This is a genomic window from Stieleria sp. JC731, from assembly GCF_020966635.1.
GTDB lineage: Bacteria > Planctomycetota > Planctomycetia > Pirellulales > Pirellulaceae > Stieleria.
This window is the reverse complement of the sequence record NZ_JAJKFQ010000001.1, coordinates 1,113,889-1,135,818: the sequence shown is the minus strand read 5'-3', so window position 1 is coordinate 1,135,818 and position 21,930 is coordinate 1,113,889. Positions and strand designations below refer to the sequence as shown.

Here is a 21,930-nt window from a genome sequence, read left to right as displayed (position 1 = left end):
GACCAGACCTGAAGGCATCGCCCTCAGATGAATCGTTAGCGAAGTCGCTGATTTAGCTCACCGACCAAGTCATCGATCTTCACCCGAACCTGCTCCAATGAATCACGATCGCGTACCGTCACGGTATTGTCGCTAAGCGTATCCGTGTCGACGGTGATGCAGTAAGGAGTTCCAGCTTCGTCCTGACGTCGGTAACGTTTTCCGACCGCGCCTTTGTCGTCGTAGAAGACGTTCATGTGGCGTTTCAGTTCCGAATAGACATCCTTTGCAATTTCCGGCATGCCGTCCTTTTTCACCAGCGGGAAAATAGCCGCTTTGACAGGTGCCAAACGAGGATGCAAACGCATCACCGTGCGTTCTTGCAAGTTGCCTTTATCATCTGGCACTTTGTCTTCGGTATAGGCTTCGCAAAGAAACGCTAACGCGGCGCGATCGGCTCCTGCTGACGGTTCGATCACGTGTGGGACAAAGCGGTCGTTGGAGACCGGGTCGCGATAAGACAGATCTTTACCGCTTCCTTTGTGCTTCGGTTTGCCATCCGCGTTGAGTTCAACCTGCATCGGTTGGCCTTCAGGCGAATTCGGATCTAGCTTGCCTTCCATGTGGCTACGCAAGTCAAAATCGCCTCGGTGGGCGATCCCTTCAAGCTCGCCATACTCGCCTTCTGGCAAGAATGGAAACGCGTATTCAATGTCTGCCGTTCCGATGCTGTAGTGCGCCAACTCTTCTTGATGGTGCTCTCGCATGATCAGGGACTCGGTCGACAGCCCCAGAGCGGTATACCAGCTCATACGGCGATCGCGCCAGTACTGATACCACTGCTTGGATTGTTCGGGATGGCAGAAGAATTCAATTTCCATCTGCTCAAATTCGCGGGATCGGAAAGTGAAGTTCCGCGGGGTGATTTCATTACGGAAACTCTTGCCGACTTGGCCGATCCCGAAAGGAATCTTCACCCGTGATGTATCAACGACGTTCTTAAAGTTGACAAAGATGCCTTGAGCGGTCTCGGGACGTAGGAATGTAACGTCGTCTTCTCCTCCGAGTGCACCTAATGTTGTCTTGAACATCAGGTTGAACTCGCGAGGTTCCGTCAGCGTGTCCAGCGACTTAGCGTCAGGAGCGAGAACTTGGTCACGCTCTTGAATTTGATCCAGTGTCAGTGATTCGTCGCTAATCGAAAGTTCGTCTGCATTTTTGGGACGCAATTTGAAGAACTTCATCGCGCGTCGGCGGACTTCATCAAGCTCCTGCTCCGCTTCGGCCAACGTAGTCACGAAGACCTTTGTTTCGTTGTGGGTACACCAGCGTCCGCGCACCTGGTCAAACCGATAGCGTTTTTTTGACTCCCGGCAATCGACCATGTGATCGTGAAACAGATCATAGTGTCCGCTACACTTCCAAACCTGTGGATGCATGATGATGGTGCAATCGAGCCCCACCATTTCATACTCGGTCGGCGCCGATGGGGGAGCGATCAACTCGTTGTGCGAGCTGATCATGTCCTGCCACCAAGCGTCTTTCAGGTTTCGCTTAAGCTCGACGCCCAGTGGCCCGTAATCCCAGAAGCCTTGAACACCACCGTAAATTTCGCTGGATTGAAACAGGAAACCTCGCCGTTTGCACAGCGAGACGATTTTGTCCATCGATTTCATGGGTCGAAATACGGGTTAAGGGTTGGATTAGAAGTTGGAAACAAAGGAAGAATGTACGGATTGTCGTCAGTTTGCGGGAGGTCACGCAAAAGACAAACAGCAAGACGTGCAGTGTTGCCGGGTGGTTCGATTCCGGTTCAGATTGTCCGGACAGGCGACGAAGTTGAGGCGAAACGTATCCTCGAAGCGTTGCCTAGACGCCCAGATTTAGAATCCCAATCGAGGCTAGTCCCTTAACCACCTATTAAGAGCAAGCGGGACCCACCCGGGTAGACATCTTCGTCTAGATAACTGCAGACGGCGAAGTTACCACCACTTCCTAGTAGCGGTCAGTCGACGGATACGGCAAAGGTCGAGCGATCTGAGTCGCGGCCCCAGAACGGGCCGCATCTAGATTTGAATTAATCTGACGACTCAGCGCTGCGACTCGCTCGGCGATCATTGGCTGAGTGTTGTTGAGCGCGAGCGCTCGTTGGTAGTTCTGCAGGGCCTGCGGCAAATCGCCGCTGGATTCACGCAACCGAGCGAGTGCCAGCCATGCTCGTGAATTATTTGCGTCTTGCTGGACCGCGTCTTCGAGATACTTCAGCGCGGTCTCTGGTTGGTCGACTTCTTCGTACAACCGGGCCAGCTCGATTCGAGGCTCGGCGGCCATCGGGTTGGTGCTGGCCCAATTTTTCATCAGCGCGAACGCTCGGTCCGGCCGTCCGGTGTCCATCAGCAACACCGCTAAGCCGCGGTGACACTCGACATGATTGGGATCGTGGTCGAGGCACTGGTTGTAAAGAGCCTCGGCGTTATTGAACAAAGCCTCGTCTGATCGCTGTTTGGCCAGACGATGGGTGGTGGCTGCCAAATTGTAGTAACCGTCAGGATTGCTGGGATCGTCAGCAACCACCTGTTGGAACTGTTGCAAAGCGGCCGTGTACTGGCCTTGTTGGTGCAACTGGGCACCTAAGGCATTTTTTCCGCTAGCGCTAAAGCGACATCCAGCCGATGTAAGAAAGAGAAGGAAAACCGTCACGATGACGGGGACCGCCCGCCGAACCAGCACCAGTGAGCGGACCTGAAACCCACCAACTAAACTATCGATTCGCGGGATTGCGTTGGAAACTTCTGCGTTCATCGGTACTGTCATCCTGACATTTTGTCCACTCAACCCACTCTTGATAACTTGATCACCACTACCAAGAAGGGCGGATTTTGGGCTGCAAAATCAGCATCTTGCTCACAGGACGGTACCAACCCGAAGCGAAACCACGCAAGAGAGGAACTTTCGTGAGCCAAGAATCGTCGAACGTGTCGCCCCGTCGTGTGGATGCACGTCGGGATTGGACCTTGGGGTCGATTAGGAGGGCTGCCCAAGTGGTGGAATCGGCGGAAGATGCCTTTTTCATTGCGGTTCGACTCGGTCTAACTACACTTCGAGCCAGGCATTGCCGCTATCTAGCGCAGTCCCCCTAGCTTATCAACTTTGCAAACTTTGACCTGACTTGGGTCAAATCCGCTTGCCCGGCACCCCTGGCAGCGGAGTCACCCATTACGTGCTGCCCCAACAGAACGACTGCCCAGAACGTGGGCAAAATGACGAGGCCTCTGGATGACCTTCCGTAAACGATCTCACTCTCTTCGCTCGCAACTCAGCCGCGTTTCTTCATCGCAATCAAGCGAGTCGACGGCCGGGCGTCGCACCTCAAGCACGCGTGCTAAGTCACGTCGTCGCGATGAAAAGCGAAAATCGTTGTTGGAGAACCTGGAAACCCGCCAGTTGCTGGCCGGTCCAGATTTGATTGGCATTCAGCCCAATCAAGGCGATTTGCTGCACGAAAATGAGACTCTGACGTTTTCTCCCAACGAGTTGACGTTCCGATTCGATGACAATTCCGCCATCGACGAATCGACGTTGGATGCGATTCGCATCACCCGCGCTGGCGAAGACAATGTTTTCGAAGCCGCCTCGGTCACAAGTGATCTGGGTACAGGTGGATCGGCGATTTTTGAATTCCGAGCTCGCCAAACCGGAAATCTGGGCAACGGAATTACGATCGAATTCGCATCAAATGCGGCCGCGACCACGGCGGTTCCGCAGTTGTCGACCGATGCGGACACTCGCACGATCACGATCACGCTGAGCACGAATCCGTCTCGCCGTACGCTCGCGCGAGACCTCGAAACCGCAATCAACAACGCGTTGCGCACCAGCACCAATGATCCTCTTCGCGCAGGCGACTTGATCGAAGCGATCCAGGTCAGCGGCCCTAGCAGCCAAGCATTGGCAACGGCACGTAGCCTGGACGAAGAAACGCTGACGTTGGATGGTGCAAACGCCGCCCAAGCGGTGACCGACTTCGGAACCGGTGGTGATGTCCGAGTGCGTCTGATCTCGCAAATCCCTGGCGAAGACGGACGCGATGTCAACGTGATTGTTGAGCGTCGCAATTTTGGCGGCGTAACCAACCCAGTCGTTGTCGTCAGCGACCAAACCATCCGCGTGCAACTGAACAGCTACACCGTCGGAACGCAGGATTACTCATCGACCGCAGCCGACTTCGTCCGCGCGATCAACAACAATCCACAAGCCGCGCGCCTGCTGCGTGCGTCGATCCAAGAAGGCAACCCTGACACACGGATCGGCAGCCAGAGCATCAATTACTCGCCGATCCAGCTCAGTGGCGTCAGCGATGTTGCGGTGGAACCAGGTTACATCGGCCTCGGCGATTCGCCACGTGAAGTCGTGTTCCGATTTGCAGAGCCACTTCCTGACGACACTTACCAGATCGACATTCTAGGTGCCGGGACTTTGGCACTTCGCGGAGACGATGGCGAAGCTTTCCAAGATGGCACGAACTTCTCACGTCGCTTCAGCATCAACCTTGGCCCAAAAGTCGTTGCCGTTGTCCCTGAGCCTGTTCGCCGATTGGCAGACGGTTCAATCGGTGTCGAAACCGGGATCATCGAAGTTCACTTCAACGACGATGACTTGGACCAAACACTTGCCGAAGACCCAAGCTTCTATCAGCTGATCTTCACTCGCGAGACCGCAAACAACACCGACGATGTTACGATCGCGTTGGACGCTGATGCCGTTGATTACAACAGCGTCACGAACATCGCACGGCTGAACTACAAACGCTCGCTGGCACGGATCTCCGACCCAGCCAATCCTGGACAGTTGCTCGACGGCGCAGTCCGATTGCGAGTCGGCCAGTCGGCGGCTCTTCCGATGGCCCCGCAAGAACTGACCTTGCCTTCGCCAACAACCGCGATCCCTGACGGTGCCGGCGACAGTTTCGAAACCGCTTTTGATCTGAACTCCGGTTGGTCAATCTCATCGAACTCGACGAGTTCCGCATATCTGACATCGGAAATCGTCAACGAGTCTCGATACGGTTTGGATTTGCCCGGCCCTGACGTTCCCGGCACCCGAACCATTCGCCCTGAAGATCCTTCGCGACTGAACCGAGTCGTGCCACTGGATTACGTGCGCCAGTTCGCCGATTCGGTCGATGGCATTTCGGTAATCGAATATGACTTCGTCGCCAGCTGGTTGGGTGATGACCCGAACCGCCCCGGCATCACCGAAGACTACAACTATTTCAACATCATCAGCGAACAACAAAAGCAACGTGTTCGCGAAGTGATGACGCTTTACAGCGAATACCTGGGTGTCACCTTCGTTGAAGTTTCCGATCGTGACCCTGCCGACATCGGCGGATTCTCGATCGCCGTTGGCGACCTCTACGGTGGCGACGAACGTGGATCAAGTGCCCAAGGCGCTTTGGCTGTTGTCACGCGTGACCGTGACGGCGACGGCCTTGATGACTTGGTCGTCATGGACTTCCAAGACTTTGACGAATCAGTCGACGATCAATTCGGCGGCGAGTTCTTCCGCGGTGCGATGTTTGGCGTCGGGCAACTGCTCGGTTATGGCTATGCAGATGACTTGCCACAACCTGTGACGCAAAGCACCAGCTTCATCTTCTCACCAGGTACCGACAACGAGCCGGCTTTCCCAAGCTACGCCGATATCTTGCATGGTCAGTACTTGTACCGACCAGATAGCACCGACATCGACATGTATGAGTTCGTTGTCGATCAGCAAGGTTCGATCGCAATCGAAACGATCGCCGAGCGACTGACAACACCTAGCTTGCTCGATACACAGCTACGTCTGTATCGCGAGATTTCTCCAGGCGAATTTGTTGAAGTCGCACAGAACGATGACTACTTCAGCAACGACTCGTTAATCCGAATCGAATCGCTGGTCGCCGGTCGCTACATGATTGGCGTTTCTGCGAAGGGTAACGATTCGTATGATCCGGCTATCGATGGCACCGGCTATGGTGGACTCACCCAAGGCAGCTACGAACTGCGAGTCGATTTCACACCATCGGCACTGAGCAACCTGACTGACAAAACCGGCGTTGCTCTTGATGGCGATGCCGACGGAGTTCCCGGAGGCACATTCGATTACTGGTTCATCCCGTCAGACCCATCGGAAACGATTTACGTCGACAAGGGAAATACTGTCTTACGAAATGGTTCGGCACGCTTGCCGAGCACGCTGACCGATCGCCAATTCATCGAAGCGTTCCGCAATCGCACGACTTTCAACCTAGCAAATGCTTATGCTGAAATCGACGAAGCGGTTGCCGACGCGTCTCGCATGTCAACGATCCGTCAGAAGTTTCTAAATGGAACCCTTGAGCAGAGCTTGCTGAATGATCAGTCGATAGCTCGCTACTTGCGTGACCTCGATCTGACGATCCGCGTTGTTGGAAACGGCGGTCGTGACGGCTTGCTCTACACGCCTGGCGACAACTTCAGCTACAACATCGGGTTCAATAATAACGGCTCAGCACTGGCCGATGGCACGTCGCTTAACTTGCCCGCCGACGTACAAATGATCATCGACGCTGGTGCCATCCTGAAGTTCGGTAACGCGAGACTGAGCGTTGGTAGCTTTGCCCCGACGATCGACCTGAGCGGCTCGAACCTGCAAGTGCTCGGTACACCAAGCATCATCACAGCTGGTGGATTGCCCGCACGAGATTCTGGCGGTGCCATCATCCCAGGTGATGTGATCCTCACCAGCGTGAATGATGATTCGGTAGGTACCGGCAACCAAATCGGCTTGCTTCCAGATCCGGTAGCAGGAGACTGGGGCGGAATCGATTTCCGAAGCGACTTGGATATTGCGGATGAACTTCGCAACAACCCTGAAGACGCCGGAATCTTCGCTAATCACATCCAATTCGCGAACATTCGCTACGGCGGTGGTCCCGTCGCCATCGGCGGTGACACCGTGGTTGTCTCACCAATCGATATGGCGATGACACGTGCGACGGTTATCAACTCGACGATTTCCCGCAGTGCAGACGCGGCGATCTCGGCGACCCCTGACACATTCCGCGAAGATCGATTCACCGATCCGCGTTATCAAGATGCGGGCAGATTCACATCGGACTACACCCGAGTCGGACCGGAAATCCACGGCAATAGCCTTTCCGACAACAGCATCAACGGTCTCTACATCCGACTGCAACAACGCAGCGGTGAAGACTTGGAAGCGATCACTCGCACAACCCGCTTCGATGATACGGACATCCCACACGTTCTGACCGAGAACTTGGTCATCCAAGGAACACCGGGTGGAGCGATTGTCCAATCGGGCGCACCATCGTCGATTTTGATTCGACTGAGTGAAGTTGTTGGTGGTGGAGCCATCGACGCCGGACGATATGCATACCGTCTTACAAACGTCACCTCAGATGGCCTGGAATCGGCTGCAAGCGACCAAACCGTTTCTGTTAATGTTGCTAACGACAACAGTGGCATCCGTTTGGTTCAATTGCCAACTCCGTCAAGCAGCAGCGATGTGGTGTCGCGCCGTCTGTACCGCGCGACGATTGATCCTGTCACTGGCAATCCTGGACCATTCAAACTGGTCGCAAACCTGAACGCCAGCAACACGACTTACACTGACCGCATGGAAGAAGGCGGCGCCGAACTCGCGACATTTGCGAGTCCACTACGAAGTCGACTGGACGCTAGCTTGGTGATCGATCCTTCAACGGTTATCAAAATCGATGGTGCTCGGATCGAAGCGAAATTCGGTGCGAACTTCATCGCCGAAGGCACGTCCGGAAATCCGATCGTCATCACCAGCTTGGAAGATCAGCGTTACGGTGGTGGCGGAACGTTCGACACCAATTCACGTGACAACAGTGCCGAACTGAACCCTGGTGATTGGGGCGGTATCTACATCGGCCCTGGCTCTGTCGCAAGCTTCGACCATGCCGTAATCGCTGGTGCCGGTGGATCGACCCGTATCGAAGGCGGCTTCGCTTCGTTCAACGCGATCGAGGTTCATCAAGGAACATTGCGTCTGACGAATAGCCGCATCGAAAACAGCGCTGACGGACGCGAATCAGTCAATGACACTCGCGTCGGCCGTGGCGATAACGCTCCGGGCACGGTATTCGTCCGTGCATCAACGCCGATCATCGTCAACAACGATTTCATCGATAACGACGCCGCAGCGATCACAATCGACTTGAACTCGCTGAATGGAAACGAAGTATCCGATCACGGTCGTTCGACCGGCATGCTCAACAACTTTGACGTTGTCGGAAACTTGGGACCACTCGTCGAAGACAACTCGCTGACCCGCAACGGCATCAACGGCATGCTTGTCCGTGGCGGCGAGCTGGTCACCGAAGGCGTTTGGGACGACGTTGACATTGTTCACGTTGTCAATGAAACCATCGAAATCCCGAACAAGCACATCTACGGTGGCTTGCGTTTGATCAGTGACGCCCGTGGTTCACTGGTCGTCAAATTCGAGTCGCAAGAAGGTCAGGAAAACACCAATCCGGCTGGCATTGTTGTCGGCGGATCGTTGCTATCAGCTGGCGGTCAATTCCGTGACATCGCCGATCGCATCGGTGGATCGCTGCAATTGATTGGACACCCGGACTTCCCAGTCGTCATGACGGCGATTTCCGACGACTTTGTCGGCGCTGGCTTCACCATCGATGGCTACGCACAAGTTGACACCGACAACGATGGTGTCATCAGCGGCGTGATCACCAGCGGTGACGATGACAACACCAGCGGAACTCCACAACTGGTTGGCAATCTTCCAACCGGTCCTGAAGTGAACCTGGGAACCACGATCGACAACGACGTGGCTGCGACGATCACCGGATCGTTTACCGCGACGGTTGGCGATGCGAATGACATCATCAATTCGTTGGTGACCGTCGACAACATGCAAACCGGCCAACAGCTGGTTTCGCAGAACTACGTATTCCAGTATTCGACGTACCTGACCAGCGGCGGTACAACGACCCCGCTGAATCAAACTACAATTACCCAACCGGCACAGCTGATCGCTGACGATACAGTTGAAAGCCGCGGCACCTACGCCGGACCGAATGGTGTTGTGAACTGGGTTGCTACAACGACCTTCATCGACGGCTTGGCGACAATGTTCACAAGCCTGGACCTCAGCAGCACATCGCCGCTGGGTGACATCCGGGTTGTCAGCTACCTCGACGAAGACATCAATCTTCCGACCGACGACTTGATGTACACCGTCGGCACCCCGGGACAAGCCGACTTCCGTGTCTACACCGTTGACAGTGCTTTGCGTGTCGGATTCTCGCACGGTGGCTTCTACAGCAATGACGGCACCAACCAGATCAATGCGACTTACGAAGGTTGGGCCGCGGATGCGTTCCCAGATTTGGAAACTCAAATCCTTGCCGGAAACCAAGCTTACTCAGTTCCCGGTGTAATTGACCTGACCGACCTGCCGTCGATGGTTGACCCTGTTTTTGGAACCGTTAATGGTACCGAAGACGTCACCACCGCACTGTCCTGGATCGTTAACAGCAATGCGTTGAATTCGCGTGTGACCAGCTTCCTTGAGTTGCTTGCTGCTGACCCAACTGTCGTCCAGCCTCCAACGGCTTCACTGTCGACAGGCCAATGGGAAGGCGTCGTCATTCGTGAAGGTGCCGACGACCGCAACGTTGCGGCAGTTGCCGAACAAGAACCGGTCCGCATGACCGTGTTCGAGAACAACGCCATCCCGGGCCAAGCTCAGTTCTTGGGCGAATTGGCTCCCAACGAGCAGTCGGGTGACGAAAACCGTCGACTTGGCTTCATCGTTGACGGTGCGATCACGACTCGCGATGACATCGATGTTTACTCTTTCGTCGCCGAAAGCGGCACCGAAGTCTGGCTGGACATTGACCGCACCAGCACCAGCCTGGACACGGTTATTGAATTGATCGACATCAACGGCAACGTGCTTGCCGCATCGAACGATTCACTTCTTGCCGAACAAGACGCTGCGACCGGACTGTACGTTTCACCCCTGCTTGATAGCGATTCGGCTCAGGCTCTGACGGTCAACGAAGAACGCATTCCGGTTGCCCGCTTTACTTTCGACGGTGCGATCGCGAATGCGACATCTGGCACCTTCACGTTGGGCCTTGATACCAGCGTCAGCACACAAACGGTCAACGTTGACGTCACAACGTTCTTGGCCAATCCGGCTGCCGCGATTGCAAACGCACTTAACAGCACGTTCAGCAATGAAATCGGTTTCGTCACAGCAAATCGACTTTCGAATTCGGCCACTGGCCAATACGTTGTCGAAGTTCAGTTCGACCCTGACTTCTTCACCGCAACCGACGTCCCGGGATTCCGGTTGTCGACGGCAGGTGTATTCCCTGCGATTCCCGCATCCCCAGCACCGGTTGTTGAAAATGCGGATTCGGTGCTGCAAGACACCTACTCGTACAACTACAAAGACGCCGGCATGCGAATCCGCTTGCCTGGCGAGACTGGAACGCGAAACCAGTACCACGTGCGTGTACGCAGTAGCAACACGCGTGATGCGAGCGATTTCGCAACACTGATCGATCCCGCCAATGTCACTGGCGGTTTGACTCGCGGTCGCTACCAAATGCAAATTCGTTTGCAGGAAGCCGACGAGAGTGCCGGTACTCAGGTTCGCCTGACCGACATTCGCTATGCCACCAACGGCTTGCAAATCATCGGCCAGCCATTGCACTCGCAACTGACTGGCGAAGAAGCCGAAACGACCGCATCAAACGATACGGCATCGACGGCACAGCGACTGGGCTACTTCAGCGTTGGCGACGATACCACTGCGGCTGCCGGACCTCTGCAAAGTGACCGTCTGGCAAAATCGATCGCTGGTTCAATCGACTCGGCAACGGACGTCGACTGGTATCAATTCGACATTCAGTACGACGACTTGACCCGCGACAACTCGCCATTGTTCTTGTCGACCGTGATCGATTTGGACTACGCGTCCAACTTTGCTCGCAGCGACATGGCTCTGTACGTTTTCGACGCGGCTGGCAACCTGATCTACACAGGTACTGACAGCAACATCGCAGAAGACTTGCCGTCCTCGCGTTCAGATAATAGCACCGATGATCTCAGCCGAGGCGGTGCGGGAACACAAGACCCATTCATTGGTTCTGTCGAACTGGCCGAAGGCACCTACTACGTTGCGGTCAGCAATCAGACACAAGTTCCGATCGCAATGGATCAGTTCTTCAACCCAGCCAGTAACAACCCACTGGTTCGTGTTGAACCGATCGCGGCGATCGACCGAATCGCTGACGACAATATGCAAAACGGCATCTTGTTCAACAGCTCGTCAATTCTGCCGTACTCGCTTGACGACGTTTACTTGTACGTCAACACGACAAGTGGTTTGCACATCGTCAACCCATTCACCGGTGTTGACTATGGCGAAGTTGGCAACTTCGGTGGTGAAGTGATCCGTGATGCGGCATTCCGCTCCAACGGTGAACTGTATGCGTACACACAATTCTCTGGTCGACCACGAAGCGACTCGTCGTACTTCTATGTCCAGTTGGATACCGGAACCGGAACTCCAACAACCGTGAACACCGCTCCAGTTCTGGAAACGTTGGAGTCCATCGTTTCGGAAGCTCCCAACCCAGAAATTCTGGAAGCAACTTCGGACGAAGGTGTCACAATCGAAGCATTGACGATTCGAGAACTGCTAAACACCGAACGCGGCTTCTTCGTCGGTAGCCGTGCGGCTGGCGGCAACCCCGGAATCGATTACCGCACCAACGTTCTTTGGGAATTTGACCCGTCGACCGGCTTGACCAATGGCGACCCATTCACCAACCGATTCGTTTCAATCGCTGGTGCAGGTACTGACCGTCGTGAAGTCGGACAAATCGACACAACACCGATCGCACTTGGCCGTGCTACACAACTTGGCGTAACGGATGTAATCAGCGTCAACGCGGCAGGCAACTTTGTCCAGCAGTTGTTCGATGGTGACGGGTTCTCGATTACCAGCGGCACTGACACCGTTGCGTTCGAATTTGACTTAATCGGTGCTGCCGTACAGGTCACCGGTGCTCCAGTCCTTGATGGCGATACACTAACCGTCGGCGGCACCACGTTCGAATTTGACACGGGCCGTCGCCTGCGTCTGGCTAACGTCTTCGCCAACGGCGGATTGGACGTCGGACAACGCGTCACGGTCAGCACCGGAACCGGCTTCGAAACGTTCGAATTTGTTGCTCAAGGTACCCAGCCAACCAACGCGAACAACATTCCGATCGTCGTCCGTGGTGCTGGCGGCTTGGCTCGTCCCGTCACCGCGATCGCGACCGACCTAGCATCGGCAATCGTTCAGAACCTGCCCGATGCGAACATCACCTTGCTGGGTAACGAAATCGCATTCGGCCCGAACGCAACCTTCACCACATTTGGTGCCGGTTTGTCAAGCATCGGAGCTGCTGGAGTCGCGGGCAACAACATTCCAATCTTGATTGACGAATCATTCGATGCGACTCAGGTTTTGGATGCGATCCTCGACGCGTTCGCGAACAATTCGATCACTGCGAATGTCAACGGACTGAGCTTCACCGTTCCTGGTGCATCGACCATCATCGTCAGTTCGTCTGGCTTGGTCGGTGGCGGCACAATCGGTGTGACGCCAGGTTCGGAAGTCATCCAAATCGAACTAGACGACACCGCATCGGATGTCGCCCAGAAAGTCACTGACGTAATCAATTCACTCGGTGCGACATTCACCGCGACCGATCAAAACCACAGTGTCTTGATCAGCGGCGGTAACATCTCTGTCGCGACCGGAAACCTTGTTGCCGGTGGACTTCCACAAGGCGGCTTGATCACCGGTGTAGAAATTGTCGGAAACGACATCTATGCGATCAGCGACGCTGGCGGGCTTTACCGCGTCAGTTCGAACCAGCTGATCGCCGGAACTCAAATCATCAACGGCAACCGGCAAATCGGTGAGTTGGTCGCGACCGCGACTGACTTGCAACGAGTTGGCGAACGCTTTACCGGTTTGCGAGCAGGTCCGAACAGCGTCGATGGTGGCCTGTACTCCAACGTCTTGTTCGGCATCACCGAAAGCGGAAACATCTACGCCTTCAACCTGCAAGGTGAATTGGTGCCATACTTCGCCGGCGGACGATCGATGATCTCCACCGGGATCCAGGATGCACAAGGTCTGGACTTCAGCACCTTGGATTACAACCTGTGGCACTTCACCGATTCACGCTCCGGAGACGCCGGTCACAACAACAACGGTGGCACTCGATCGCTGGCATTCAACTATGAAGGCCAGTTCCAATCGAACTACTCCGATCCGTCAGAATATCCAACGGCAACGGGTCGTCGCGATGGGCAAGGTGTCAACCAGACCTTCAACTTCCCAGGTGGAGCGAAAGGCGAAGTTCTCAGTAACGAATTCTCATTGGCAAACTACTCGCAAAGCGACTTGCCGATGTTGTACTTCACCTACCTGATCGAAGCTGATGGTGGCGGATCGACGGACGCACTGCGTGTGTTTGTTGTCGAACCCGATGGAACCCAGCACGCGGTCGCGCTGAACACGACGGTGACTCGTCCCGGATCCAACGATCCTGCGTCGATCGGTGGCCCAGACGATGAATTCGATGATCCTCCACAGAACGCTCCATACAACGACACCATCGATGTCGATAAGCAGCAACTGTTTGATAACACCCCGACTTGGCGACAAGCTCGCGTTCCGTTGTCCGAGTTTGCTGGCCTGGAAGGTCTGCGTCTGTTGGTCGAGTTTTCGACCGCCGGCCGCGTTGACACTGGCTCGGCTTCGATCCAAGCCATTCCGGCTTCGGATCTGATCGAAGGGCAAAGCATTCGCGTTAGCGGCGAAACATTCGAGATCAACTTCCCACCGACGTTGATCGCCCCATCGGGTGCCCAGATTTCTTCGGCATACGCGGCGGATGCAGCGGCTCGTGTCGAATTCGTCCTGGATGGTCAAACCTATGTCTTGGACGACGGCACTCGTACGATCGATTCCAGCCCATCAGATCCGCTGGATCCGTTGTCGGCTCCAAATGAAATCGCGATCGACCTTGGACCTGCTGCTGACTTGGCATCTCTGTCTTCGGCTGAGATCGCTGACTTGATCAGCAGCATGGTTGCAGCAATGCCACCTGCGGCCGCAATGACCTACAACTTCGTCACCGATGGAAACTCGATCGAGTTCGGAAACGCAAGTGACCTGTCATCGCCTTCGACAACACTGCTAACCGTCCGCAACGTCTCATCGACGACACCGAACGCGATCAACGTTCGTGCATCGATGAGTGCTGCAGAAGTCGCCCAAGCGATTCGCACCGCCCTGTTGACTCGATTCATTCCAGCATCGATTTCGACGGTAACGCCAAACTACATTCCTGTAGATGGCGCCCAAGTCACGCTACCTGGATTCAACCTGTCGAACTCTGGACCGTTCATCAACGCCTCACAGCGTTATGTTGACCAGTACGGAGCGACTCCGGTTGCGGGATCACGCGACAACGATTTCAACGGTATCTACCTGGACGATTTCATCATCGGCTTGGCAGAACGCGGCGAACAAGTTGTTGACGATCGCCCTGCCGGTTCCGGTATCGACACATCCTTCGTCAGCGATACTCGCTTTGCTTTCCCAGAACCCGATGATCCACTCAGCGACCTAGTAACAGGTTCATACCAAGTGGAGATCCGTGATTCGAGCGAATACATCTCGAGCATCAGCGGACTGCAATTCCGTGAGTTCAACAGCAATGAGCGATTCAGCGATGCAATCACGATCGAAGCTCGTCCCGCCAGCGAACTTGTTGACGGACAAGTATTCTCGATCAGCGACGGACGCTCGACTGTCGAATTCGAATACGACTTCGATGGCTCGGTGACACCTGGCCGCGTCGGTGTTCCGGTCTCGCTTAATGTGACCGACGAAGACACCGGACTGCTGCGTGCTCAAACTGCGACCGAGGTTGCCAAGAGCATCATCGGCGCGATCAACCGAACCGACGTCCGCAGCGTCATGGATGTTGCTGCAGTTCCGAGCACCGGGTTTGACACCAGCGTCACACCTGCCGCAGGAGTCAAGCAACTCGTTCGCATCGATCCACGAATCAACTTGGTTGGCGATGTGATCGTCTCCGACTCCGAAGGCACCTTGGCCGCTGTCGATCACTCGCGTCTTCGCGGGGACAGCAACCGAGAACGTTCGGCTCAGGGCGTGATCATGGTTGAAAGCAGCCGATTCCTATACAACTCCGAATACGGCATCTCGATTCAACACGACGCGAGTGCAAACGTCGCAGGTAACGACACATCATCGATCGTTCGCTACCCACGAAACCTCGTCGAATTGAACTCAGAACACTACGTTCCGGGTGTTGTGGTTCAAAGTAACGTCGTCGCCTTCAACGGCACCGGTGGAATTCAAGTCGAAGGCTTGGACATCACACTAAACGAAACCGACTTGGATCCGGTCAACATCGACCGCATCGTGAACAACACGATCATCGGTGGTTCGATCACCGCAGGCACAAGCTCGCCTTCGGACACCTTCAAAGGCATCTTGTTCGACCAAGGGTTGATCTCGTTCGCCGATGTCGTGACTGATTACTCACCAAACGCCGGTGGATCGCCTCCGACCCTAACGCACCAAACGCCAGCGGCAGCTTTGGGAGCTCCAGACGGAACCGGTCGTGGAACCGAACCGACGGACGGTTTGACTGCGGTTTCGTTGGGACTGGGCGGCACACTAACGGTTCAGTTCACTGACAACTACTTGACCGGCGATGGCACTTCAGCGGGCGACTTGGTCGTCTTCGAAACCGGTGCTATCGAATCGGTTCAAGTGGAGATCAGCCGAGACGGATTAAGCTACACCAGTGTCGGAATCATTGGTGGCCTTACCAACCAAATCGACATCGATCAATTTGGCTTTGGCCCCAACGATCGCTTCTCATTCGTCCGCCTGACCGACCTGCGTCAAGGCGACGCGAGCGGCAGTGCATTGGGTGCCGACATTGACGCGATCGGAGCGATCAGCAGTGTTCCTGTTGATCAATACACCGCGGGCGGAGTCGGGATCAGCATCAACGGCGGATCGTCACCGACTTTGTTGAACAACGTGATTGCGAATACCGAAACTGGTATTTCACTTGCCGGTGACAACGGTGGATTCATCTCCGGTGGCAACTCTTATTACAAGAACACCAATAACACCGACGCAGGTGTCAGCCTTGGTCAACTGGCTCAAGTCCTGACGAATTCTGAAGCGGTTTTCGTCGATCCGGCTAACTTCGTCTTCGCACCGGCATCGGGCTCGCGAATCATCGACAGCTCGATCGATTCATTGCCAGATCGCCCAAGCCTGACAACGATCCGAAATGCGGTCGGCATCTCGCCGTCACCTGTCCTTGCTCCAGTCTTGGATGTCAATGGACAAACCCGAGTTGACGATCCCGATGTCGAACCACCAAGCGGACTTGGCGAACGTGTCTTCAAAGACCGTGGTGGATTTGACCGCGGCGATATGGAAGGCCCACGCGTCACACTGCTGCAACCATATGCCCCTGGTATTGGTCTGGATGCGGGTCGTGCGACCGTGCTGGGTAATCGCCCTGACGCTTTCGAAATCCAATTGATCGATGGCTTGGCACCTTCGGATACCGTTCCCGGCACCGGCATCAAAGACGATACCGTTTCGACCGGATCACTGATCTTGTTGAAAGACGGCGTGCCATTGGTTGAAGGCACGGACTACCGATTCGCCTACAACCCATCGACCAACGTTATTCGTCTCACACCGATTGCTGGTGCCTGGGAAGACAACTCGACCTACCTGATCCGCATGGTCGATGGCAGTGATGCGATCGTTCAAGCAGGCAGCGGCGTTGTCTATCCCGATGGAGCGAAGCTGACGGTTGTCGACAGCTTGAATCAGCCAACCGTATTCGAATACGAAACCGGACTGATCGTCGACTTCCTGGCTGGTCTGACCGCAACGACGGCCGATGGCATTTTGCTTCAGCTGTACGACGGCAATGTAACACGCACGTTTGAATTCGATTCGAACAATGCAGCCACCCCAACGGCAACCGCCGTAACGATTCCCGCTGCAGGAACGACCGCAGACTTCGTTGCTCTGCTTGCCGAAGCGATCAACAACGACACGACGTTGACCTTCACCGCGCGTTCATCAGGTGAAACGTTGCAACTTGTCGGCGGCACTCCACTTTCGACAGTCACCAGCACAAGTGGTGCACTGCAAGTCAGCGGCAACAGCGGCACCGAAACCGGATTTGGATTCCAGATCCCAGTGATCCCTGGAACCATGATCGCGGACGTTGCTGATGGCGATTCGATCCAGATCAGCCTCGGCTCGGTCAACGTTATCGACTTTGAATTCGATGTCGACGGATTGCTGGTCAACCAAAATGCCGTCCGTGTTTCGATCAACCAACAGGCAAGCCTGGATGCCGTCATCAATGCTCTGGTACGAGCAATCGGTGGCTCAACCCTAGGCTTGGCACCTGAGAACGCCGGATTCGGCCGAATCTTCCTTGGTGGCGATTCGACCTACTCGATCGACGTTTCGAACTCGAGCGCAACTCAGATCGCACTTCCCGGTGAAGGCCCGACGGTACCAATCAACATCGCGATCGATTTGACCGATGTTGAGATCGCCGAAGTGATTCGCCAAACGATCGAAGATCAAAACTTGACCGGTGTCAGTGCTTCAACTGTTGACGTTCGCGTCTTCCTTGAAGGTACCGGCGGAGTAAGCGGCTTCGGTGCAGTTGATCGCGTGGTGATCCAAGACCAAGTCGGAAACGAACTTCAGCCTAACCAAGCCGATGGACGCACCGAACTGACGATCTTTATCGGCACCGGATACGACTACGGAGACGCACCGGTACCTTATGTCAGCACGATGGCTGGCGGTGGCCCACGTCACCAAATCGATCCTTCGCTTAGCCTTGGGCCAAGCGTGAGTGCGGACGCGGATGCAGAACTGCCGAACGCCGATAACGACGACGGCATCACGTTGCCAGCTTCGTTCCAAGCCGGCTTCAGCTTCCCTGTTGGAATCTTCGTCCGTAACGATGACGCGGGAACTTCGACCGACCAACCGGTTTATGTAGACGCGTGGTTCGACTGGAACCAAAACGGTCAGTTCGAAGCGAGTGAACGTTATCGATTCGGCACTGCGGGCACCAACCGTGGTCCTGCGTTGGTCGATAATACGACCACAACCAAGCTGATCGATGTTCCAGCATCGGCATTGTCAGGTTCGACTTACGCTCGATTCCGTATCAGCGAAAATAGCAACCTCGGACCGAATGGTGACGCAGCGAGCGGTGAGGTCGAGGATTACGAGATCTTCATCTCGAACAATCCTTACACCAATCCCGTCAATCGCTACGACGCAAACAACAGTGGAGCAGTATCGCCGCTGGACGCACTGAACATCATCAACTCGATTGCTCGTAATGCGGCAACGACTGGTTCGGTGAATCTGCAAACGACTCCGATCACTTCGCCGATTTACCCCGATGTCAATGGCGACGGATTCATGTCTGCCAGCGACGCGTTGGCGGTGATCAACGAGTTGGCTCGGATCAGTAACGGAGCCAGCGGTGAAGGAGAACTGGTTTCGGGCAGCTTTGTCTCAGCCGGATCGGGAGTTTTGGCAAGTGCTACGACCGCGGCCGGTGACTTGCTGATCCGTCAATCGGACTTGCTACCTGCAACAAGCGATAGCGACTCGGATGACCAAGGCGATGACTCTGCGGAAATGGGACCAACCCTGCCATCAGAGGAAACCGCTGATCAATCCAGCATCTTTGACTTGCCCGAAGTGATCGAACTCGATTCGATCGTGGACGACTTGGCCATGGACAAAGCTGGCTCGGCAAGCTCTGAGAAGGAAAACGGACTCGATCAGTTCTTCGCGTCCCTGTAAGTTTCCACACAGTTGGGAAAGTCGATAGAAGCCGAAACCGGTGTACTACCATCGGTTGAAGTGCATAAGATTCAGTAATCTCCATCGCTGTGTCAGCGGGTGTTTAACTAGCATCCACAACGACACAGCGATGTAACGGGCGAATTAATTTGTGAGTCGTCGAAGCGATTCGACAGTTCACCGGTTCGCCTCACGATTTTCAGCGTTTGAGCTTGTCAGGAACCTCGCCGCGTCCCGACACGTCCAATAACGGTGAAACGTGTTTTGCTGAATAATTTTGCACCCCACAGATGATGCTCCCTGTGTATACAGGCCATCATGATTTTCGATGCCGCCACAGATAGCATCGGTGTTAGGACTATCAATGAAAAAGTCGCGACAAACCACTCGTCATCATTCGCGACGCCAGCTTCTGTTCCAACTTTGTGAACAGCGACAGCTGATGGCCGCCGATATGCCGTATGGCGCCACGCCAACCGATACCGGCGAATTCCTGCTTGGGACGGTAACTGTCACCCCCGTCTTTTTCGAAAGTGATGGCTCGATCGATCCTGATACGGAGAATTGGGACGAGCAGGAAATCGATGCCACGCTGGCCAAGATCCAGGACAGCGTCGACTGGTGGTCAGATCTGTTGGCAACGAAAACATCAGTCCATTCGTTGGATTTTGTGATCGACGACACCTACGCCAGGACGCCCGTTTCAACGGGGTATGAGCCGATCTCGCGAAGCAGTCAGACTTTCCAACGATACGTGGGGGACTGGCTGACCGACCTGGGGTATGGAGATGCACCCTCGATCGAGCGTGCCGTTCATCTATTTAACGACTCTCAGCGTCAAACCTATCAAACCGACTGGGCATTTACGATCTTTGTTGTGGACGCATCCGAAGATGACGACGGCTTCTTCGCACAAGGCGGCTTTATCGGTGCGTTTGCGTATGCCGGTGGCTTGTTCATGGTGATTCCCAATGGCCGTCCGACATCGACGTTCAGCCATGAAATGGGACATATATTTTGGGCACGCGACCAGTATCCCGGTGCAGGAAGTTGGACTGATCAGCGCGGCTATTACAACGCACAGAATTACAACGCCTCCGATAACCCCACACCCGGATTCATTCAACAGCCCAGCATCATGCGTGGTGGGTCCGCCTCCGTCGACGCTTTTAATCAACTCATCACCGAGCCCTCTGCCTTGGCGATGATCGGCTGGCAAGACACTGATGGTGATGGAATTTTCGATGTCGCTGATGTACCGCTCATCCTCAATGCGGTCGCCTATTACGACACGACAACATCGTCATACAGAGTTCAAGGTGAAGCTTCGGTTGACACGCTTGCCAATCAAAACAGCGAAGGGATGCAAAGTGACATTACCTTGGCTCGTGTTCGGGAATTGCAGTATCAAATTGACAATGGCGGATGGCAAAGCCTGCTGCAAACCGACGATACGAATGTGTCTTTTGACCTAGAAATTGCCGCAGACTCAGAGTCGTACATAGAATTTCGTGCAATTGATACAGCCACCGGTATCACAAGCGAAGTCTTAACCGCCAACCGGATGGCTGCAGCATTTACAGGACAGGGTGGCGTCTACGCATTCCTGGACTCCAACCTTAACGGAGTTCGCGATGAATCCGAACCGCTGTTTATCGATGCGAATTTAGAGCTAAAGCTTGCTGACGGCAGCGACCTCCACTACGACTCACTCGCCGCGGCAGCACTTGATACCGGCATCTTGGACCCGAATAGCGATTTAGATTTGACGGCGATTGGAGACAACGTCGATGGACGAGTCGCGGTCTTCGCGTCCACCTCCGACCCCGCGGCCGGCCAAGTCTTTCAAGCTTACGACAGTTCGAAAAACAAGTGGAAAGACAGCTTTGGCGATGATCGCCAATTGCAAGCGACGAGTGAAAACAGCACTGGGATTGTAACCATCGATTTCACGGCAACCGATCTGGGCACTTACGGCCTACAGTCGGGAAGCTATGCACGCGTCGAAGCATTTGACTCAGATGGCAACCGACTTGACCGTGTCACGAGCGCGCTCGTGCTTGCTGGCGAATCGGGACAAGTGGTGGTCGAAGATTCTCTTGGTCGGATCTCAAAAGTAGTCGTCTACGGTCATGCCGAGACGCAAATCCTGATCAACGGAATTCATTTTGGTAGCGAATCCGGCAGAACCTCTTCAGCAGACGGATTGTTTTCGCTGGATAAGATTGCTGCGGGGTCCTACCAAATCCAAACTGGCTCGCCCAACCTCACCTACCAATTTGCCGGCGATGAAATCTCTATCGAGATTGACGAATCGACGGGCTCGATCGCACTGCCAGTCGTGCGAGTTGACAGCCCACGCTTCAACACGGCAATGCCTGGTGACGTGAATGGAGACGGACTCGTTTCGGTTCGCGATGCGTTAGTTGTCATTAACGACCTTGGCCGTCTCGGTTTCCGAACTTTGACTAGCGACGAACTGACCGGTTTTGACGTTGATGTCAATAATGACGGCATTGTCTCCCCAAGCGATGCATTGCGTGTCATCAATATGTTGGCGATTCTGGAGGCCGAAGGCGAATCCGTCGTCAGCTCAACGACATCCTTATCGAGCGATTCAAGCTCGAAAACTTCGTCGGAAAATGGCGTCGACTCCCAAGCTGCAGATTTTCTTTTCTCGCTGCAGCCCCAATTCGATCGTGAAGATTCAAAAACAGACGACCAACGTGAGTTTTTTGGTCCTGTTTTTTAGTGAATTAGCGAATTGTTGAACTCTGCGGGCAAACCGACATCGGACGCAAGTGTCGGTGATCCCTCGTCCGATAGTCTGCTGCAGGCAGATGTCTCCAAAGACGCCGAATTGAGCCTTTTATAGGTTTTGAGGGCGTTTTCTGCGGGAATATGCAGGAG

General features: G+C 54.7%; 4 protein-coding genes. 2 read left to right on the top strand and 2 right to left on the bottom strand.

The window, feature by feature from the left end; genetic code table 11:
- Positions 1 to 35: 35 nt before the first annotated feature.
- Together LOC67_RS03695 and LOC67_RS03690 are read right to left on the bottom strand one after the other, a co-directional pair.
- Positions 36 to 1,646 (bottom strand): glycine--tRNA ligase, encoded by a 1,611-nt coding sequence (locus LOC67_RS03695; protein ID WP_230261163.1) that lies wholly within the window; start codon positions 1,644 to 1,646, stop codon positions 36 to 38.
- Positions 1,647 to 1,974: 328 nt separating this feature from the next.
- Positions 1,975 to 2,781, bottom strand: a complete 807-nt coding sequence (locus LOC67_RS03690; RefSeq protein ID WP_230261162.1) for a tetratricopeptide repeat protein — start codon at positions 2,779 to 2,781, stop codon at positions 1,975 to 1,977.
- A 474-nt stretch (positions 2,782 to 3,255) separates the two neighbouring features.
- Between LOC67_RS03690 and LOC67_RS03685 the strand changes: the two genes are divergently transcribed.
- The gene (locus LOC67_RS03685; RefSeq protein ID WP_230261161.1) at positions 3,256 to 19,020 is read left to right on the top strand and encodes a GEVED domain-containing protein; all 15,765 of its coding nucleotides are present in this window, start codon (positions 3,256 to 3,258) and stop codon (positions 19,018 to 19,020) included.
- A 364-nt stretch (positions 19,021 to 19,384) separates the two neighbouring features.
- Complete coding sequence (locus LOC67_RS03680) at positions 19,385 to 21,772, top strand: dockerin type I domain-containing protein (RefSeq protein WP_230261160.1); 2,388 nt, start codon at positions 19,385 to 19,387, stop codon at positions 21,770 to 21,772.
- Positions 21,773 to 21,930 lie beyond the last annotated feature (158 nt).

What these genes read in the sequence shown, in the direction of transcription:
- LOC67_RS03695 (WP_230261163.1), bottom strand. Translation starts at nt 1,646, where the DNA reads ATGGACAAAATCGTCTCGCTGTGCAAACGGCGAGGTTTCCTGTTTCAA.
- LOC67_RS03690 (WP_230261162.1), bottom strand. Translation starts at nt 2,781, where the DNA reads ATGAACGCAGAAGTTTCCAACGCAATCCCGCGAATCGATAGTTTAGTT.
- LOC67_RS03680 (WP_230261160.1), top strand. Translation starts at nt 19,385, where the DNA reads ATGAAAAAGTCGCGACAAACCACTCGTCATCATTCGCGACGCCAGCTT.
- LOC67_RS03685 (WP_230261161.1), top strand. Translation starts at nt 3,256, where the DNA reads ATGACCTTCCGTAAACGATCTCACTCTCTTCGCTCGCAACTCAGCCGC.